The 21303-nt window shown below is 38.2% G+C and carries 17 protein-coding genes; all 17 read right to left on the bottom strand.

Annotated elements, in window-relative coordinates:
- Positions 1-8: 8 nt before the first annotated feature.
- Positions 9-2030: a potassium channel family protein gene (locus LW728_RS10680; protein WP_287766640.1), complete on the bottom strand. Its 2022-nt coding sequence runs from the start codon at positions 2028-2030 to the stop codon at positions 9-11.
- 306 nt (positions 2031-2336) lie between these two features.
- Complete coding sequence (locus tag LW728_RS10685) at positions 2337-2762, bottom strand: hypothetical protein (RefSeq protein ID WP_287670147.1); 426 nt, start codon at positions 2760-2762, stop codon at positions 2337-2339.
- Positions 2762-4036: an AAA family ATPase gene (locus LW728_RS10690; protein ID WP_287766642.1), complete on the bottom strand. Its 1275-nt coding sequence runs from the start codon at positions 4034-4036 to the stop codon at positions 2762-2764. The genes LW728_RS10685 and LW728_RS10690 overlap by 1 nt, the downstream gene beginning before the upstream one ends.
- A gap of 225 nt (positions 4037-4261) precedes the next feature.
- Positions 4262-5101 (bottom strand): SWIM zinc finger family protein, encoded by an 840-nt coding sequence (locus LW728_RS10695; protein WP_002802709.1) that lies wholly within the window; start codon positions 5099-5101, stop codon positions 4262-4264.
- 13 nt (positions 5102-5114) lie between these two features.
- A complete protein-coding gene (locus LW728_RS10700) occupies positions 5115-8237 on the bottom strand; it encodes a DEAD/DEAH box helicase (RefSeq protein ID WP_287709762.1) in 3123 nt (1040 codons plus the stop codon).
- Positions 8238-8630: 393 nt separating this feature from the next.
- A complete protein-coding gene (locus LW728_RS10705) occupies positions 8631-9611 on the bottom strand; it encodes a DUF3616 domain-containing protein (protein WP_287709763.1) in 981 nt (326 codons plus the stop codon).
- Between the two features lie 260 nt (positions 9612-9871).
- Entirely contained in the window at positions 9872-10090 is a 219-nt protein-coding gene (locus tag LW728_RS10710; protein WP_287709764.1) for a hypothetical protein, read from the bottom strand.
- 58 nt (positions 10091-10148) lie between these two features.
- A complete protein-coding gene (locus LW728_RS10715; RefSeq protein WP_287709765.1) occupies positions 10149-11636 on the bottom strand; it encodes a hypothetical protein in 1488 nt (495 codons plus the stop codon).
- A 42-nt stretch (positions 11637-11678) separates the two neighbouring features.
- Positions 11679-12476 carry a DUF2272 domain-containing protein gene (locus tag LW728_RS10720; RefSeq protein WP_002802714.1) on the bottom strand — a complete coding sequence of 266 codons (798 nt, stop codon included), beginning with the start codon at positions 12474-12476 and terminating at the stop codon, positions 11679-11681.
- A 41-nt stretch (positions 12477-12517) separates the two neighbouring features.
- Entirely contained in the window at positions 12518-13360 is an 843-nt protein-coding gene (locus LW728_RS10725) for a 3D domain-containing protein (RefSeq protein ID WP_287709766.1), read from the bottom strand.
- A 9-nt stretch (positions 13361-13369) separates the two neighbouring features.
- A complete protein-coding gene (locus LW728_RS10730; protein WP_287766644.1) occupies positions 13370-14278 on the bottom strand; it encodes a hypothetical protein in 909 nt (302 codons plus the stop codon).
- A gap of 141 nt (positions 14279-14419) precedes the next feature.
- On the bottom strand, positions 14420-15235 hold the full coding sequence (locus LW728_RS10735) for a LysM peptidoglycan-binding domain-containing protein (protein ID WP_287766645.1): 816 nt from the start codon (positions 15233-15235) through the stop codon (positions 14420-14422).
- Between the two features lie 27 nt (positions 15236-15262).
- Complete coding sequence (locus LW728_RS10740) at positions 15263-16165, bottom strand: N-acetylmuramoyl-L-alanine amidase (protein ID WP_287766646.1); 903 nt, start codon at positions 16163-16165, stop codon at positions 15263-15265.
- Between the two features lie 49 nt (positions 16166-16214).
- The gene (locus tag LW728_RS10745; RefSeq protein WP_287766647.1) at positions 16215-17765 is read right to left on the bottom strand and encodes a glucosaminidase domain-containing protein; all 1551 of its coding nucleotides are present in this window, start codon (positions 17763-17765) and stop codon (positions 16215-16217) included.
- An 85-nt stretch (positions 17766-17850) separates the two neighbouring features.
- Positions 17851-18609 carry an N-acetylmuramoyl-L-alanine amidase gene (locus LW728_RS10750; protein WP_287766649.1) on the bottom strand — a complete coding sequence of 253 codons (759 nt, stop codon included), beginning with the start codon at positions 18607-18609 and terminating at the stop codon, positions 17851-17853.
- A 196-nt stretch (positions 18610-18805) separates the two neighbouring features.
- Positions 18806-19417, bottom strand: a complete 612-nt coding sequence (locus LW728_RS10755; RefSeq protein WP_287766651.1) for a hypothetical protein — start codon at positions 19415-19417, stop codon at positions 18806-18808.
- 45 nt (positions 19418-19462) lie between these two features.
- Positions 19463-20809: a glycoside hydrolase family 10-like protein gene (locus LW728_RS10760; protein ID WP_287766653.1), complete on the bottom strand. Its 1347-nt coding sequence runs from the start codon at positions 20807-20809 to the stop codon at positions 19463-19465.
- Positions 20810-21303: the final 494 nt, after the last annotated feature.

Raw genomic sequence — 21303 nt, forward strand, 5'->3', positions numbered from 1 at the left:
CAAAATTGTTATTTTTGACCTGTAATTGGAATGGCCAATGCTTGAACTTGAATTTTTTTTAACTCGGAAACTAATCGAATCGCCTGCTGTTCGTAGAGGGGGGAGCCGAGAGTCGCTGGCAAATTTTCCATGAGATCGCTGGCGGTTTTCAGGGGACAATTAGAAAAACGACTGATCACGGTGGGCGCTTCCGCGGCAATATTGCGGTTAAAGGCTTTTTCCACCCGCACGCGCCAAGTTTTGGGAGTGCGACGACCCTGTTCCACCCGTCGCAGTCCGTTGATGGTGGCCAGCACCACAATGCGATCGCCGATGCGTAAATTGAGATAATCTTCGGGCATTAATTTCGGGGCTTGCCGTTCTCGTTGGTGTAGGATCGGCACGACTCGATAACCGTAGGCAATATCCCCGATCGAGCTACCATTGAGAGTATCCCCAGCTTCGATCTCGTATTCTGTCACCAGAATCGTTTTTTGCGCCCAACGGAACAGATAGATAATATTTTCTCCGAAAGCCGCTCCCGTAAAGGCTTCTGCCGCTACGGTGTTGGTTCCTAAAATGTGAGAGCGGGGCAGAATTTGACTTAATTGTTGACTAAGGTTGTCGTCGGTGGTGCGGATGACTAAGTAGCTTTGGGGATTGAGTTTGCGGGTGGTTAGGGCCACTTCTAAATTGAGGATTTCGTCATCGGTAACAATCGCTATACTTTTAGCCCTATCTAAATTGACATTTTTTAAAGATTCTTCGATATTTCCCGTCATCAGGGGCATTTTTGGCAGGATAGTCGCATCAAAATCTCTATTTAAGCTGACCCCGACGATCGCCTGTTGCATTTCTAGTAATAAATTAGCCACTTCTTTGCCGACTCGACCTAAGCCCACAATAACGATATGATTCTGTTGGGGAACTGGGGGACGGTTGGGGATAAATTTAAATTTTGATGATAATAAAGTTTCTGTCAAAATGGCATAGAGAACCCCGATAAAAGCGGTTCCAGCTAAGGTTAAAAAGAGACTAAATAGCTGCATCCACCAGGGAACCGCATTTAAATCTTCGGGGTTAGAGCCACCGAAAACATCGCCGTAACCACCTAATAAAAGGATCGCTGTTCCTGAAAGAGAGGAAATAAAGGAAGCTCTCGGGGCGTAGAGATGGAAAAGAAAAGTCCCGATAATTACTAGGAGGATAATGATAAATACTGACAGGAAAGCCACCTGGTGAATTTGCTGCTGAAAACTCAATTGCCAGAATTGTTGGATTTCTTTGAGCAATTTCTGCCAAAAATCCCGCAACTTCTGGGGAGAATTTGACGGTTTCTGGCGGACAGCATCGATGTTTTGATAGGTAGTTTCGATGGTGGTAATGGTATCACCTGCCCCGATAGTGGTGGTGGGGGACCATTGATAAAATCCGGCCCTTAAAGGTTCATCGGGGGCTGTGTGTGCTAACAGACGACGGGTGGGGGTATTTAAATCACCTAAAAAGCGATCGAGTAAACCATCTTCGGGGCTAATTTGTCTCTGGATAATCCGCAATTTCTGACCGTCGAGATGCAAAAAACCGAGGGTTTCTGTGCCTAATGTGGCTAAAGCAAAGGCATTGGCGGGTAGTTGGGTGGGTTCATAGGCGATAAAATTGCCTAAACGTTCCTTGAGTAGCTGATTGAGATTATCTTTAGAAGAACGCACCACTAAGCGAGTAAGGGGATTTAATTGCCGAATAATTAGGGCAGTGGTGGCATTAATTCGCTCATCACTGGTGACAATTAAAGCGGCCCGACAGCGATCGATTCCCGCTCTTGCTAAAATGTTTTTTTGACGACAATCACCGATAATTATTTCCTCTAATAAATCGGGAAAATCATTAATTTCCCAACTGGGAGGCTGTATTAGTTCGATACCGACAACGCTAACCCCAAACTCTTTTAAAGACTTGACGCAGTGTTGTCCGAGACTACCCAATCCACACACTAAAAAGCGATCGGCTGACTTGACATTCCCATGGACAAAGCTGAGAGATTCTTGGTTCATAGATTCTGCTTGTCTTAAAAAATAGAATGCTTTTTCAGACTTCTGATCCCCCCTGCCCCCCTTGATAAGGGGGGTGCCGATTTCCCCTTAATCTAGCCTTAATTTTTTCTTAATAAGAAGGGTGTCTGACAATTTTTAACACCCACCTAATTATAACATACCAGCATTTTTATTGCGTACTCGTTGATACATTTCTTCCATATTTAATTGGAAAGCAACGAAGTAATAAACTCCAGCAATATATTTACAGGGATTTTGTCAATCGGGACAGGAATAATTAGTTCAGCTTTTTTCTGAGGGAAAAACCTAAATAGTGATTTCAGCTTTCATCGACCTGACTTTTAAACTAACTTCGGGATGAGCTTGTTTTAATCTCGCTTGATAAACCTGAACATTGGTTCCAGCTTTTGGTACTCTAGAAGCGACAATATAGCATTCTTTTTTAGATTTTTTATGTCTTTCTTGTAAGTAAGAATGATTTAGAGTTGACAATAATTGATCATAAGCTTGTTCAATATTTTTACCCTTGAGTTCAATATAAAGAGCCAAGCTACAGGGATCATCAATTTCTAAAAGCCAGTCGCATCTTTTCCCCTCGATGATTAAACAATTATCTATTTTTATCTTAGTAACTAATTTCTGACTATTATTGTTGACGATGAATTCTTTCCCATTTTCTTTAACTTTGACTATTTTATTATTATTGCATTCAGAACAGTGACTAATATCCATTATTGTTGAGCCTTTCTTTCTAAAATTTCTTCAAACTCTTGACTAAGTTCATCGGAGACAGCATCGAGGTTATTGATACCAATCAAGTTCACCTCTGTATCTAAGATACTTTGAGTTTGTCCGTTGCTAATTGTGTAGGCTGACACATCTTGAAATTGAATAGTATTTTTATAACCTAAAGATTTTTGTGCTTTGACAGGCTCAACTTTAGCTGCCATGATTTTATTATTCAAAGCTGTGAGAATGTAGGGACTATGGGTAGTGAGAAAGAAACGACAATTTTTATTAGCATAAAGCAAGGTAAATAGTTCTACCATATCTCTTTGAGCGGAGGGAAAAAGATGGGTTTCAGGTTCCTCAATAAAAAATTGGTTGGATTCGGAATCAGGAAAAAACGAGAAAACTAAGAGAATTAATAACATTGGTAAAGCTTCTTGCTGTCCGCTTGAAGCATCAATTAAGTTAATCTTTCTCCCATCGGCATGAAAAAGCCAATCTTGATCTTTCACGCGCGCATAGCTGCCTGATAGAATCTTTTCGCTAATTAATTTAATTTGATTATAAAGTTTTTTATCATCTTTTTTATCTTGGAATAAACTTTCTGATTCATTAATTATTCTGTATAGGCGTTGAGCATTTTCATAATTAGAGCCAAAGTTGATAATCAGAGGATCAAGATCAAAATTATTGGCCAAAAAGGCAAAAATATTATTGGTAAAGTATTTAACAAACAGAGTGCGACTAGCTGGTACAAATAAAATCTTTGTAGAAAAATTTTTTTCATTGCCTTGAAAAAAATCAGCAATATTTTTGACCACACAATCATTCATATCTGAATAAATATCTTGAGTGACTATATTGTTATTGCTTTTGGCAATTTTACTCACTTGTCTAATTGTTGTATTGTAAAACTTTTTAAAATCATCTGAATAGGTAAATTGTAGTTTAAAATAGCCAGATTTGTCCTTATATCTTTCAATCAAAAAGTTCATGTCATCCAAACGATAAACTATTTTAAATACTTGTTCTTTCCATGCGTATTTAGGAAATAATTCCTCAAATCGCTTCTGTAGGTGCCTTTTGAGTCCTTGCTGATCTTGAAGATTAGTGACTAATAATTTAACTTGATAAAACAAAAATGTCTGAAATAAAAAAACTAATTTAGCAATAATACTTTTACCAGTGGACTGTTCACCGATGATAACATTAATTTTTTTTATCTCTATTTCCGCATACTTAATAATCAGAAAATTTTCAATAATTAAGGATTCCATTGTATCTCTCTTATGTCCAGTCTCATAACAATACTAACAGGTTAGGGGTAGATTTTCAATTACTGTCAGTTGTTGACCTGTTTATTCTAATCTACCCTCCTATGGATAGATACCTAAGTCAAAAAGTCAGCAATTTAGCTACAGCGTTTCTGATCCAGATAAAGTGTAACCTAATTTGACATCGGGACTGACTGCTGACTCCCCAAAAGGAAAACTTATATTTTTTTAAAGTATCCCTGCATTTTTATTGCGTACCCGTTGATACATTTCTTCCATTACCTCGATAAAGGAGGTATCCTTATCCCAAAATGCAGGATAATCACCAGCTTTTTTAATGACAATTGCGGGAATAGTTGCGGATTTAACTAACTGAGGATTTTCTGGTAAACGGTGATGAGAGTGCCAAAATTCTTTGAGATCAATTGTTTCTGATGCCGGTATGGTTTCGGGTTTAGTGTGATAGGAAGTCCCGGGGTTAAGAGGAATTTTTTCCTCTTGGATGGAGGAGGAAAGCAACTTACCGAGAGGAGTTTTTGCTAACTCTTGCAGTAATTTTTGACGAGAGATACCCCGTAATTCAAATAAGAGGAAAGGATCCTGATCTAATTGGGAGGCAACGAGGTAATAAACTCCGGCAATATGTTTACAGGGATTTTCCCAATCGGGACAGGAACAATTGGTGATAAAATCCTTTTGATTGTGGGGTAATAAGTGGAGATTCAGATCGCTAAATGCTTCATCAATATTATCGGGAACTTCTTTGAGCAGCAGTTTAGAGATCATACTCGCTCTTGAACCAAGATTATATAAAGCTTGTGACCACTCTGCTTTAGTAATTGGTTTAATCTCGATACTCACCTTATACAAAGGTTCTTTGTAAACCCCAAAGTAGGGATTAATGGAACCTCGCACCTGAGCAGTAATTAAATTACCGTCAATTTTGTAATTCTTGACTTTATCATTTTTAGCGTAGGAACGTCCTCGACTCAAGCGTGCTGAGTCGGTAAATTCTTCTAATGCTTCTATAAAGCGTTGTCCCCACCAAGTTTTACTGAATTTATTCATAGGTTTGCCTCGATTAAATAATAGTCTGTTTATTCAATGCGATTAACTGACGAAAACTTTCGTTATCTAATTCCGTTAACCAGGATTCATCATTACTAACAATAGCATTAGCTACCTTTTTCTTTTCCTCGATCATTTCATCAATTCTTTCCTCTAAGGTTCCCAAAGTGACAAATTTATGCACGAAAACATTTTTTTGTTGACCAATTCTAAAAGCGCGATCAGTTGCTTGATTTTCCACCGCAGGATTCCACCAACGATCAAAATGAAAAACATGATTTGCTTTGGTTAAAGTAATCCCCACTCCCCCAGCTTTTAGGGATAAAATAAATACGGAAGGTTCTGTTTCGGGATGTTGAAATTCTTCGATCATTTGTTCTCGTTTTGGTTGAGAAGTCCCCCCGTGAAGATAATAGGTATTATAGCGAAAAGTTTGTTTGAGGTACTTTTGTAAGGAGTCACCGATTTCAGTAAATTGAGTGAAAATTAGCAGACTATCTCCCTCTAAAATTACTTCTTCTAGCATTTCTCCCAAACGCTCTAACTTATGCGATCGCTCAGGAGTAAAAGCACTGTTATCCTGTAAAAATTGACGCGGGTGATTACAAATTTGTTTCAAGCGCATCAGGGTAGATAAAATTAATCCTTTGCGTTTTATTCCCTCCGCTTCTTCTAATTGTTTTTCCACTTCTTTGATGACAACTTCGTAGAGAGAAGCTTGTTCTTTAGTTAAATTACAATACTGTTTGTGTTCCACTTTGTCAGGCAAATCTTTAATTATCTGCTTATCGGTTTTTACCCGACGCAGAATAAAAGGTTCCACTAATTTTTTGAGAACCGTGGACTGGAGACGATCATTTTGTTTTTGGATTGGCACTTCAAAAGCTTTACGAAATTGAGTTTCTTTACCTAAATAACCGGGGTTAAGGAAGTTAAAAATTGACCATAAATCAAGCAGTCTATTTTCTACTGGAGTTCCCGTTAATGCGAGACGATGTTGTGCAGATAAACTCAAGATTGCTTTAGTTTGTGCCGATTTAGGATTTTTGATATTTTGTGCTTCATCAATTACCAAACGTTGCCAAGATTGCGAGTTAAATAATTTCAAATCCTTGCGAACTAAGGTAAAAGAAGTAATGACGATATCCTTGTGACTAGCTACTGTCTGAAATTCGCTCTCATCTTGATAGCGCTTACTACCATGGTGAATTAAAACCTGAAGATGGGGGGCAAATTTTTCAATTTCTTTTGCCCAATTTCCCACCACAGAAGTGGGTGCGACTAGCAGAGTTGGTAAAACCTTATTATCTCCCTCTCTTTCCCCAATCAATCTAGCAATTACCTGTAGGGTTTTTCCTAATCCCATATCGTCAGCAAGACAACCATTTAAACCCAATTGTTCCAGGTATTGAATCCAGGCAACTCCGCGCTTTTGATACTCCCGCAGCGTTCCTTGTAATTGGGGAGGATTTTCGATCGGTTCTAGTTGACTAGGATTTTGTAATTTCTCTAGCATAGAACCCAAAAATTCATCGGTTTCAACAATAATCTCCTCTGGGGATTCGGCAGCTTTTTTCATTAATTCAATCAGATTTATCTCAGGATTTTCCTGCTGATATTTCTGCCAAAAATCCAGCATTTGCTGCATTTTATTTTGTTCTAATTCTACCCATTGACCTCGAAATTTAACTAGGGGTGTTTTGGTATTAATTAATTGTTGCCATTCCTCTTGACTAATAGTTTCTTCACCGATGGCTAGTTCATATTGATATTCAATAATGTTTTCGAGGCTAAAAATCCCTTTACTAACGGGGGTAGATTTGCCCGATTTAGAAGTAGTTTTTAGCCGAACTTTGGCGCGTTGACGACCTTGGGGAGTCCACCAAGCGGGAATAATTACCTTATATCCCGCATCTTCTAAAATCCAAGCAGTTTCTTTTAAGAAAGTAAAAGCTTCTGTAAGGTTGAGAGAAAATCCCGTCGGTTTATCCGTTTCTAATCCTTGCCAAATGGGGGGATAAATACGGGCAGCATAACCCAAACTTAGTAAAATATTTTTATCTAAATCTTGACCAAAATGCGCTTGTATGCTTGTTATAATTTCGGGGACTGCATACCAATATTCGTCTAATTCTAATCGCAGGGAGGGGTCTTGTTTAGAGATAAGGATAAAGGTAATTTGCCACTGTTCAATATTATCTTCTGGTGCTTCCGTTAGTTTAAAACCAAGGCTAAAACTAGATATATTTTGGTCTCCTAGTAATTGCTGTCTCCAAGTTTGCCACTGTTGATATTTTTCTAAGGCAGCGGCAGTTTGCAGAAATCCAGCAGCTTTAGTCACAGAGAGGCAGTCACCTATAATTGTCTCGCCAATTTTTTTGTCAAAACTGGCAGGAATTGCCGTATTAGTGACAATTTCATTGAGGAGACATTCGGAGAAGTGCCGCAGTAGGGTTTTGGGATCGTATAATTGTGGTGAAGCATGGGGATTTTCAGCACCAGCAAGACAAATGCGGGGAAGATATTCGAGATAGCGATCGAGATTGGTTTCGTAGGTTGCTGATATAATTTCCCAGAGAGGATAGATGGCAAAGTTAGCGTTTTTCTTGTTCTTTGTGGCTAATTCTCGATATTTAAAAGCAGGAATATAGTTATCTTTGAGAATTATTTCTTTAAAAGCTTGACTGTAGTGATACCAAAAAAGTAGATCTGCACCTAACTGAATCTCTGAGGATTTGTAAAGACAGATAAAGTGCAGATCATTGAGCAGTTTAAGGACGGGATTAAGGGGATAACAATCAATTTGCCAAGATTGCCATTGGCTATTTTCTGGGGGCTCTTTTTCTAGATAACGCAGTAATTCTAAGGAGGGTAAAGGTTGATTGTCGTGACTAGGTAAAAGAAAGTAGCGGGGGGCAAATTGCCGACTAAGAGGATTATAATTCGATTGAACTATTCCTAACTCTCCGGTGAGAAAGCTAGTTAATTCTTCTTTGCTTAACTGAAAAGGATGATAATTATCAGCAGTGGTGCGACTCTTTTTCGGGGTGCTAGTTTCTCCCCAAAGATAAAAGCTACCCTTCTGAATAAATTCATCCGTTGATTGAGGAATCCAAGTACCGTGAAGAATTTTCATCGTTTTTAATAAGTACAAAAGAACTTAAATGAGGGCAATACTTAGCCTCTAGAAAAATTGTAGCGATTATGGGAGAGTTCTCCACACTTTTTTGTCCCTTTGCGAACCCAGAAGTCCTCTGGACAAGAGAAAAAGGTTAATAGAGCTTCTAGGATAAAAAACCATTGAGAAGACGTGATCAATGGTTTTTTTGAGCTTAAAGCTTATCCCTACATGGTTTGAAAGCTATTTTTATTCTAGGTTTTGTTGAGGTTCCACTAAGAGGGATGTCTAATTATATCAATTCTCCAAAATCTGGCTACAAGAGTTTGATCTCCCTACCTTCGTCTCCCTTAAAAAGGGGAACTTAAATTCGATAATTCGATCTGTAGTTTTTATGGGTGAGAATTGGTATTAATTAACTTTTACCCAAATACTGCGGAAATATTTTTCGGAATTATTTTTATCGATAATATCTTTACAGGGAGTATTACCAACTCGCTCGATTGTACCATCATCGCTTAAAATCTGAAAGCGATCTTGGAAATGGGGATAAAACAACAAAGCTTCTGGACGAAACCCGTCAGGGAATTGCAGTGATTCTATCTTTTCTGGGGCATCTTCTTTTTTTCCTGACCAAGTATAGAAAACAAATTGATCGCCTCCATGAAATTCTCCAGCAATAATTAAATATACTTCTAAAGCTGGCCAAAATTCAATGCTACGAATTCCTAATCCTCCCAAATCTAACAAGATAGGATCACCAAATTCAGCCCGAGCATTGGTGGAATTAATAACTAAACTTTGAGGATTTTTTAGAGTTAATAAAAGAGCTTTATCGTTTGGTATAGGATTACGAAAACCGATTAAGATATTTCCGTCTGGAGTTGCCGTTAAACCTTCAATATTTAATCCACCTTTAGCTTTGGGAGCTTTGGTTTCTGCTGTTTTGAAATCAAATATTTTAGCCAATTGAGAGTCTTCGATAATATCGCGCAAGACTAACTGAGTATAAGACTCACCCACTTGAACTATACTAGAGCCGTCATCGGTAATTTTACTAGCAAAAAATTGATGACGAGGGAGTTTTCGTTCAGCATTTTTATTGCGGCCATGGGAAGTAATCCAATAGATTATGTCATTTAGCACAGTTACCCCCTCCAAGTCGATTTCTTTATTTTTAGGATTTTTTTTCAGCCAACTATTAATGTCAATTGTTTCCAGTGCTTTTCCCGACTCTTGAGAGGAATAAATCCAGAGAATATTACCTAATTCTGGATCCGCCTCATCATTACCAACAACAAATTTATTTTCTCCTAAAGCAGTGGCTGCAGAAGCATCACAAATTCCTTGATGTTTGATTTCTTGGATAATAGAAAATTTGAGAGGTTGCATGATTGTATTCTCCTTGTTAACCAGAAAAGTGAGGATTAAGAAAATTATAGGCAATAAAAGACAAAAAGACAAGAAATTACTAGAAATAATCTGAGAAAGGACTGGTTTGAGGATTGATTAAAAATCGGTAATGGGTTTACCAGTATTACGCACATTGACAAACTTCCCTAAAACATCAAACCAAAAAGACGCACTCATCGCCACGGCTACTCCTCTCATTAGCCAGCTAAAGACAGCTTATAACCAGTCATTTTGTTCTTTTAAGTATATTGATTGAAACTTGATAATAAAGAGTCATTATTGTACAAAGATTCCACCGTATTTTTCCCCAAGAATATTTCCAGAGCTTTTTTTAAATTTCTAGCCCGAAATTCTAATAAGGCGGCCAATTGTTCCTGTAATTCGCAGACAATAAGGCTGGAAGCTAAGTAGATAAAGATTAGAGGAACAATAATTTCGAGAAGGGTTCCTAGGTTCATTTTTAAGACCTCACTATTGATTTTACAAGTTTTTGTTTTTAGTTATGACCAAAGCAAATTAAGCCAATTCTTCGGTTAAAATGCGGCGGACAATTTCGGTGACAGCGGCGGCTAAATTGGTATCTCTTTCCCTGTCGGAACCGTTGGGAGTACGAAGAGCTAAGGAGAAAGTTCTCAGTTTAGCTGGTTGCACACGATTATCAACAAATTTGACGAAAGCTACATAAGCAAAGGAACTAGGACCGAAGCCAACTTTAGAAATTACCACAGGTTGACTAATCACATTTATCACACCTAAAGTTTCTAAAGCAACATCAATATATCGTGCTGCATCGGTTCCCATAGCACGAACAACGGTTTCTAAACTATTCCATTGACTGCCGATAAAACGAGTATTAGTAGTTAAATGTAGATGCCATCCTAACATCGTAATTAAACGCACTAAATCATAAGTCGATACATCATTTGTTCCTGTGGTATTATCTACTGGTGATCTTAAGACGGTAGCACTGCTACTTAAATCTTTGATAATTGGATCTTGAATCAGAGAAGGATTAAAATATCCCCCAGTAAATTTACAACTGGTATTTCCCGTTTGAGCTTTTAGCCAAGCTTCCAAATCCTCTCGTTTAGTAAAGCGTTTAAACAAGGCTCCAATTTGATTCGAGCGTCCCAGAGAACCATCAGCATCTTTTCTATAGGAAACCATATCAACCACCAGATCAAAAAATTTAGGTTTGGGAGAATTAGCTGGTTCAATCACACAATTATCAACATCAACTGTAGGGAATTTCCCATTAATTTGTTCAATTGCGTTAAGAACTCCAATGAATTTAGTGGCACTGAGTAATTGTTCTGGATTAAAGGCATCTTTCCCTAACCAATGGGTTTTGATTGGACTGCTGCCATCGCCAAAACTTCCCACACATACACAGGCATGAGAGATGTTACTGGCCAGAAAATTTAAGCCATTTGTGTCAATATTGGGTAAGTTTTTCCGTTGGGGATAATCGCTAAAAGTAATAGTTTTCCCTGATCCTACGAGAGTAAAATTAGTTCCGTAGGAAACTAAATTAGTCCCGTCTGGTTTCTGTTTTAAGTGTTCAGGATAGTCGTCCACTTCCATCGCAAAAGGCGAATTCCGCAGTGTTCTAGCGACGAATGACTGAGTTACCCCAATATTGACCGGTGCGATTGAATTATCTTGGATGGTGGTTAATTTGTTAAGTATAAATTTAGTATCTTTGGCTTGATCTAAGATAAAAGGTAGCTGTTTTGTGTCAAGTAAATTAGTAGCAATATTGGGATTCATTGCCACTGTGTCAGAAGGAAGTCCAGATAAATCCAAGGCTTGACAAAATTCTTTGAGTCCTCGCCAAGTAAAAGTATCTCCAGTGCCTAAATCACCATCAATCCATTGTCCACCGGGATATAATCCTAGGTTAGCGAGTTTAGTTTGAATTTCTCTTACTAACCCTTGATCCGCTTTTAGCTGGGAACGGGTCAGAGTTTTGTTATCGTTAACAATGTCTTGTAAAGTTGCCATAGTTTTGTCCTTGAAAGAGATTAGGAAAGGATAGGAAAAGTATTAAAGCAAATTCTTAATGACAACAAACCAAGGTCGAGTAGTGTCCTTTACTTTACCATTGGTATCAAGTTTTAGGGTCTTTTGGGTAACTGAATCGCTGACATTTCCTCCAATAATATCAATTTCATTCGTTCTTTTTGCTACTACCAAATCACAATGAGAAATATAATTGTCAGTGGTATCATAAGTAACTCCTGATTGACGAGGAGCGCAAACTAAATCACCAATTTCTGGAGTTACTTCATCAATTTTAAAAGCCACAAAAGGAGCATTAATGACTTGATCTTTGCGTTTTTTAACACTATCTCGAATATAAACTGAATGACTCGCATCTCGCTTAAATTTATCGGCCGCACCTGCTTTTGTCATGATCCAAGAAATAAATGCTGCTGACCAAGGTACGTTACCCACATCAAAACGAGTGTCAATATCGTTACGATTTAGAGCTTCTTTCCAATAGGTAACAATGCGTTGCCAAAACCCATCTTCTCGTTCTTTTCTTTTCCCTTTTTTAAAAAATTCCCATTCTTGAGTAGCAATATTAACTAAGTTTTGCTTAAAATTTTGATCGACAAAAATTTCGACATGAGAAATAAAAGCAAACCAAGTAGTCATACCATCACGAGGCGTTTCTAATTGAATTTCCCAGTGATTATTAGGAGCGGATCGATATTGTTTGATGGCTAGGGTATCCCCTTTTGCTAAGGGAAATTTTTGGGAATCTGTTAAGGTACTGCTATCTTGAGGTAAAGCCTTGATGACGGTATTCACTAAAGCTTTTAGGGTTTTGTCAGCCATGATATAAAGTCTCCTTGAGAAAATAAAGAACGATTGAACGATTAGGATTTGTGCAGTGTATTTAAAGCACTTTTAATCCGGGTATCAGTAATCACAAAGGCAGTGAAGGTTTTGCTAGGATCACTCTTAACATGGGAGAAGGGATTTTTATTAGTAATTCCCAAAAAAGTATCAATCTTATTTCCTTTAATTGCACTCCCCACATCCGCCGCAAAGAAATAACCATCATGCTTCACTTTTTTTCCCGAAGGCAAAATGACTTCTTTTCCTCTTGCATCAGGAATATAAATAACTGTTCCTAAAGGGATCACGGTTTTATCAACAGCAATGGTACGATAAGGAACTAAGATAAAGTCTCCTGAACCATCTCCAAAAGATCCTTTAGCTGGGGCAAATAAAGAGCGATTCATGGCTCGGATAATGGCCTCTTTTAAGCTCGGAAAAAAGGGTTTACAATTGGTTTGAGCGGTTGTTCCGGTTGTGGCAAAGTTAAAGGTTTTAAGGGTATTGCTATCCGTTTTAACTTGTACAGTGCCTTCTAAAGCGGCAGTACACCAGTCTTTTTTAGACAGTTTAACGCCTAAAGAAGTACCACTGGAATTTTTTAAGGCAATGGCATCGGTCGCACTACTCACTTGAGCTTGATGAACAAAGTAGAAAGTAGAAAATAGGGTCAATTTTTTATCTTTAACACCTTCTGTCGGTTCAGGAAAATCAAAGATAATTTGAGATTCAGTTAGGGCAATTAGGACAGGAACAAATTTATCCTTTTGAGTAGGGGAAGTATAGCTAAATTGTGCAAATGCAGGAGAGACAAAGCTGCTCATAATAACTAGATAAATCCCTGCGATAATTAATAGTAAGCGTTGCAAATATTTGTTCATAATTAACTCCTAAGAACGAATTTCAGTTAAAATGTCATTGAGTTGTTTTGACCACTGGTCTAGGTTAAAATTCTGGGGGTCATCATGTCCACCCTGTACGATTTGATCAAGAACAACATGAAAAGCAGGAATTAACCATTTTCCGCGCCGTACACTGGCCGCAACATAAACAACTGCTAGGCGATCTAATTGGGCTTTGGTAAACCCGGGATCGGGCGATTTAGCATCATTTTTTCTGGGTGGAGAACACTGTATTTGACCAGCATTTGGTTGACATCTTCTAGGTTGAACTAATTCAACTGCTAAGAATAAACCCTTACATTTATTCACCCCACAAAATTGATCCGATTCTCGTTTTGTAGAACGCCAAGGGATATTAAAATCCTTACGAGTGACGGAATCTCCCACTCGATTAATAATGATATGGGCGGGAGAATTGTCGCCACTACCATATTGATTGAAGTTGTTAAACCTCCAACTAGCTTCATTAATATTATTGGGAAAGGGATCATTTACAAAATTAGGGGTACTGGTATCATGAATAATAAAATAACGAGCCAATTCTGCACTGGGATTATTATTATTGGTTCGTGAGACAGGGTTATCTAATGAACCGCCAATGTTTGCTTCGTTAATTCCTTGAGCTTGTAGATATCGTCTTAATTGCTCTTTACTGATATCGATGGTGGGTCTAGTTAAGAGTTGATCGAACGGAGCAGGTAAACTGGTTAAAGTTGGTCCTACATTCCCAAAAATCTTGGGTTGACGCAATAAACATTTAGCCTGATCGATAGAAGAAATCTGAGAAGTCGGTACTATTTGACAAACGGTTTGAGCTTGGATTTTTGCTTGAAAAAATAAGATTATTACTAAAGTAAATCCAAAGATCATGAATCGCTGAAAAATCTTGAATAACACAGCTTTACCACTCCTTGAAATCTTGAAATAAATAGAAAGACAAATTTCTTCTAACTAGATAACTGGACATGACTGACTAAAATTGATGCTTGAGGGCTGCAAACTGAATTGATGATCAGAACCCCAAGAAAGCCAAGGAAATCAAGCTAGATAAAATTGTTGATAGCCGACGCTAACAGGTGTGGTGGTTCCTTGCAAAACAAAGACTGCATCGTTAAAGAATTTAATAAAGCGATCGCAGTGTGCGGAAGTACCGGTGGGAAATTGACGCATTCGCCAACGGTTGTTGGAATTTTTGTTTTCGGGTGGAGAACCAGCATTGTGGGCACAGGCAACTTTGGGCGGATCTAACAAAGTTTTCAAGCGTTGATCGGCAATAAATGACGTTCCTGCTTTAATAGAAATACTGGCATTTTTTAAGTCATCTCGATCGATGGTTGAATTATGTAATGTACCTCTGGCCGTAGAAATTAATGTTTGCATTAGGCCAACACTGATCAAATGAGGGGTGATAGAATCAGATACATAACCCGGTTCTTTGCGGATAGCGTCTGCTTTTCCGTTCGATTCTGTGGCAATGGTGGCAATAATAATTACTGCTGGCACATTAAAATGTTTTGACCATTGATTAATTTCATCAGAAAAATTATTCCAAATTTTAGTAGCAGTCGCCGGTTGACCACTGGTTCGCTCAATGCCGCTACCTTCAATTTCCACTCCATCTTCTGCCAATCGCCAGCGCACACTATTAGGAAAAGCCCGATGAAAATTTTCTAGGGGATTATTGTCATTGTCATCGGCAAGATCGGGAATTTCTAAAACTTGTCCCACGGAAATTTGATTAGGATTGGCAATATCGTTGGCTTCTTGAATTACCACAAACTTTGAAGCATCACCATAAAATTTTAAAGCAATTCCTCTGAGGGTATCTCCCGATTTAATCGTGTAGGTTTGCATAAAATCATCTCCTGATGTTATCGATCTTTACTCAATTGTTACTGTCCGAGTTGTGCCATCCCAAGTTACAGAAAGATTTAGTGCTTGTGCCAAATCTACTATTTTCACAAAGCCGAATTGTTCAATTTTCTTGATGATTTCTTGTTGGCTAGTTCCATCGGTAATATCCATCGGTTTATTGCTGTGTTCAATCAGCAAAAATCCTAAGGATTTTGCTTCTTCTCCATCAGCAAATTTTAATTCCATCACTTCTTGATCATTGGCAGTAATAATTTGCCAATTAAAAGTATCTAGCAAAGGACGAATCTTGACGATACTTTTTTCATTAAATATCTGCGCTTCTCGGAAGGGTTTTCCTTGAACAACTGCTGTGATACTAGCCGGAGTTTCCACTAAACCAGAAACGCCCGTTAATTTGGTTTTGACTAGGGTTCTAAATTGATCTCCCACCTGTCTTTTACTTAAAGATGTATCCCAGGGTAAAACCATTGGATCCCATTTTCCGCGTTGGGGTTTATTAGGAAACTCACGTTCTACTTCTCCATGACCTAAAACGGTTTTAGCTGTTACTTCAATATCGTAAAAATCACATAGTTCTGCTACTACCTGCGCCATGGTTTCCCATTGGGTTTGTGTCATCGGAAAACTTCCTGCTTTAAATGGTTTTTCCACCGCACCACTCATACAACAGACGCTAACTCCGATTGAACCCGTACCAAACAGTGCCGTATGAGCCGCATAAACATTATCTGCGGTGGAAACATTATCTTTAATTGAGTGAGTTCCTCGCACTAACTTACCATCATCTTCGATTGAAATATGATAATGAGATTTATCGTTGCTAGATGCTTTATGTCCCCCTGCCGTCCAGTGAATAATGATTCTTTTCATCGAACAGTTAGGCATCCGTGCTGTCGGTACAATTCCCATAGTTTTTACCTCTCAATTATTGAATTATCTGGTTATTTAATCAATTAAACTAAGCTCTCACGGGAGGGCGAATAGCAAAGTGAATGTGGTTATCATGACCAGGAGCAAAATTGCATAGTTTTTGTCCCAAAAAAGTTTCATCTTTCAGGGTCGCATCATTAAAAAACACTTGACTAACCAGTTTTTGTCGTCGCATGGCTTTAGTCAGAGCGCGTGCTGCGGTTCGGTCAAAATTGTCACTTTCCCAAGTCATTCCGCCATGTTGTCCATCCGTGCGCGGAAGCCTTACATCACACATTAAACCCGTTTCGTGGCCTGCGTGTTGGGGGGTGTCTCCTCCTGTGGGTTTACTAACATCATTAATAGAAAAAGCGGCACTACTAGGATTAGAAACTCGGAATGTATTATGATAGTCAGCAGCAATTTCTAAGATGGCATCTGCTAACCAACTTGTTCCAAAATCATGATCATCATTGGTTTGATTTTTCTCATGATTAATTAAGCTAATAGAAGGATTACTATCGGGCATGGTTTGCCAACGGGGTGCATTGGCCGCTTCTAACCATTTCTGAGTGGTATTGTCCACATCTATTCGTCCATCTCCACCTAGAGTTTCTCTCCCTGCAATAATCGATTGAAATAATTTAATAGCAAGAATGAAACCTGTATTCAAGGCTGCACTGTTGGGATCACCGACAAAAGTATAGCCGAGGGAATGTAATCGCTGTTTGACCGCAATCTTATCGGCTGTTCGGTTGATTCCTCCTAATCCGACACTTCCCGTTAAATTCAGGGTAACTGCACCTGTTGCCTTCGGTGGAGAAGCCTTGATTTTGATTTCTACACTTTGATTATCAATGGCTATTTTAACAATGCGATCGCCTGCTTGTAAGAAGACAAATTCGGCTTTCCATTCTCCTCCTTCTTCTATTTCAATATCATCTAGGGGGAATTGATTATCAATTAAAACGGTCAATTTTTTGCCTTTGTCGGCAGCAGCTGCGGTTCCTTCAATCCGAAAACTTTGTCCCACTTCCACTTCCTTGGGAAAACTGGTTACTTGTAAGGTATCGGGGGGTGGTGGAATAACAATTCCGTTGGCTTTTGCTAGTAAAGTCCTCGCTTCGGGAACAAGTTTTAACACTTTGCTGATATAACTTGTATCGGCAGCAAAGCCTTTGCTTTGAATAAAACCGATAAAGTTTTCAGGAGTTTGAGTATTTTCTTCTAATCCTTTATAGGGTTCACGGGTTAAAAATTTCCAATAACCTCGCAGAAATTTGTCAATATCCGTGAATAAGCAAAAGTCCATCGCTTCCGGTTCAGAAGGTACTTTAATCGATTTAGGAGTAGCAAAAGGAGTCATTTCCTTGCGCCATTTTAAACCGGCGAAGTTTTTCTGTTCCTCGGCTAGTTTACTGGTGGCTCTGGCGGACTCTAATAGCCATTGAGCGAGAGAAACTTCTTTTAAATGACTAAAATGATCGGGAGGAATTGCAGTTAAGTTAACTTGCCGATTATCGGTAGCGTCAACTTCTCGAAAAATTATGGACAAATCAGCTTGAGCATATTGTTGAACTAAGTCATCTAGTAAAGCCACTGCTGTCTCCTGTAAGCGGTATAAAATCAATTATTTTGCTGATATATTTCCCTTTATTTTGAGAAATAAATCGATAAATTTCTGTCTATTGCACGATCTTGGCAAATTCCTCAAAAATGAAATGTTCATCTCGATTAGCCTGACTTTTATCAGGCCATTTCACCCAAAAATGTCTTTCTTCCAAGCGCACATCCAACACCGCATAATCTCCCGGTTCAATCTCAACTAAAGTACTTGCCTCTAATTCAGAGGATTGTTCTGTGGAGGGTTTAAGAACAGTTTTTTGAGTAATTCTTAGGGTAGCTGGCTCTGGTGTGGAGTTGTCATCAGCATCCCCAATTAAACCAACTTTAATCGCTTCTGCCATCTTTTCTGCATCAAAAAGATCCATGTCTGCTTGGGAATCCACAAAGCAACATTCAATTGAAATCGCCGGCATTGAAGTATTTACCAACACAGAAAAACGGGTATTTTTTACTCCTCTATTTTTAAATCCTAGCTTGACAATTTCCGTCAAAACTGATTTAGCGATCGCTTGAGAAGTTTGACTGGTACCATAAACCTCCGATCCCGTTGCCTTGGTGGTGGGTTGAAAGGCATTAAAGTGAATAGAAACAAAAATATCAACGTTATTACTATTAGCTTTATTAGCTCTTTTTTGCAAAGAATCATTAACACTAACTGCACTGGTCGGGGTGCAGTTAATTACTGAATGACCCGCTGCGGCTAATTTAGCAATTAGGCGAGTACCCACCTCTTTAATAACAACATCTTCCTGTCTAACTCCCGATGCGCCAATGTCATGAGGTGGGCAATTATGACCCATATCAATCCCAAATTTCATCTGTATACCTCCAGTTTATTTAATGTTTATTTATTGATCAATTCCTCTGAATATACTCTACCTCAATTGAACTAATAAAAATCATATTTTTACAAAAATTTACTATTGTTCCATAGCAATTTTTACTAGAAAGTTTGGCAGCAATAATGCTATTCTAAATTAAGCTTTAGAATAGCATTACAATCAATTATTTTTCTTAACCATTAACTTGACTCCTTGTAGCTTTTAGCGTATCAGAGACTAAAGCGGGTAAACCATGAAATAGCTTAGTTCCTGTGGCAATACCCAAGGCTGACAAAACTAAATCTAATTTATAGAATGTAGCGATTTGCTCAGGTTTTGTTGTCGTCATATTTACCAAAGGTTCTAAAATACGAATCCCTGTAAAACTTGCCATAAAACCAAAGACAAGACTTAAGAGGAGAGCATATTTTTTGGTTAGAGTTATGTACTGGAGTAACTCTTTTTGTTTTGAGATTAATTGTGCTTCTTGTTCCTCCGTTCGAGGGGCAATATTTTTCAAAAGACTAATCTCTTGTTCTAAAACCTCTTTCTGAGGATTACGCCAAGCAGCAATAAATAATTCTACGCTACGTTCCACCACCGCAACAATAGCAATTGTGCCAATGAAAATTTTATCTAGGGCGATATCTCCTCTCAGAGTTAATGAGGGAAAAATGGCAATATTAGCAAGCAGTAGAAAAGCCACCAATCCGACTAGAAATAGCAAAAACCAGAAGGGATTATTTAGCAAAAATTTTTCAGTTTTTGTAGCCATGCTATGCAAGGAAAGAGAAGATTGAGTCATGAATTTAGCTCCTTTTATGGATAATTTTGAATCTCAAAGAATAAATTAAACAAATTGATCGGTAGCAAGAATTTGAGCAAATTTCTTATCCCTGTCAGCCACGGTTTCTGTGGTGGGAATATGGTCTAATAAACTACTATAGAAAAAATAGGCAAAACCAGCAAAATCTCGCTCACGAGTCTCCTGAGTTTGTGCTTGAATTAATTGGAAATTTACTCGTCTATCACTGGGTTTTAAACCTGTGAGAATACCGATGACGGTGGGAATATGCTCCCGCGCTGCTTTTACCTCTGATTTATCGATTTCTCTCTCAAAACTCTGGACATCTCCACGATAAGTTTGCAATGCCAGTTCTTCAATTAATCCTTCCTTTTCCCATGCTTCCCAATCAGCTAAAGCATGATTGATCGAAAATCCTAAAGGATTGGGAGAAATGGAGAAAATACAATCGTCTTTTTCCGCTTTAATGGTTTTAAAAATCAATCGCACTAACTGAGTTAACTTCTCCTTGCGCCAATCTTTAAATTTCGCTAATTGGGGATTACTTAAGGGACTAACTGAACCAGTTTCCTCTTGAAAAAGTTTGATGGTAAAGGAGTCAAAACCCATACTAAAATCAAAATTTTTAGTACCATTAGGCAAGAGTTTTGCGTGATGAATAGCGAAGTGATCATCTAATTGAATACCATCAATTTCATAGTTTTTAACCACTTCACGAATAAGACTAACCCAAAAATCTTTAACTTCAGGATGAGCGGGATTTAAGCGGCAATTTCCATCACCATCAACGGTATTTTTCTGTTGATGAGTAAGCATAAACCAATCTGGTTTTTGGGCAACTAAGGGAGCAGCTGGGGGAACCATTAAACCATATTCAAACCAAGCAATAATCCGAAAGTTATACTTTTCTGTCTGATTAATCTCAATGATTTCTGCTAGTAGATCTCTACCGACTAACTCTTTTTCAAGGTTGACTTTTTTGAGGGTTTCTTCATCAGCAGTGAAGACATTATCAGCAATTTGTGATTGAAAAAACACATAGCCTTTGTTCCAAACTACTAGATAAAGAGTATTAAATCCTAAATTTTTAAGTTTTTCCAACCCAGCTTTTAAGTTATCTTTAGACTTGAGAATATCACTGTCAACATTGGTGAGCCAAACGCCCCGTATTTCTTCTACTTGTACATGATCATCAAAGAAAAATCCCGCTTTACCCACTGAACCTTGTTCTGCGGCTAACTTGACAGAATAATGATTATTTTGGCGAAAATAAGATTTAATTGGTAATTTAGTTCCCGCTTTGATTAAGAATTTTTGCCCACTATTGAGGGTTTCAGAAAAAGCTGTGGAAGACTTGAAAAACGTATCCTGAAGAATATGAATGTGCAGCATATTTTTTACTCTCTCTCAGACAAAGGATAAATGAACCTCAAATCCGCAGCAGCGACGGGTTCGGAAGACAGACAAAAGGCAGCAGGAACAGGGAATAACTCCACGTTCTCAAGCGCACTTAGTTCTGATTAATTCTCAGAATTTGCTCACGGCAAAATATAGTCAATAACCGACCCCAACTATTGCTGAACAGTTAACACTACTCAACTGTTTACCTAGCTTGAAAGCAACACTTAAACAGGCAAACCAAGAGCCGATGGTTCCTCCTATTGACCTAAGGTCAAGGCAAAAGGGTTTGGGATCAAAGATTGGTTAGTTAGGGAAATAATTTGGGAACAATTTAACTTGCCCTATGATAACCATAGATAAACAAAAAAAATACTGGTTCTTCCGAACTTACCATGTAAAATCAACTAGCAAAATGCCAATTTAATAAACATCTAAGACTAAAGTTTTTAAAGTTTCTAAATCCATAGCCTCTCCTTTTAATCACC

This window comes from Microcystis sp. 49638_E5, assembly GCF_021300285.1.
Lineage (GTDB): Bacteria > Cyanobacteriota > Cyanobacteriia > Cyanobacteriales > Microcystaceae > Microcystis > Microcystis aeruginosa_C.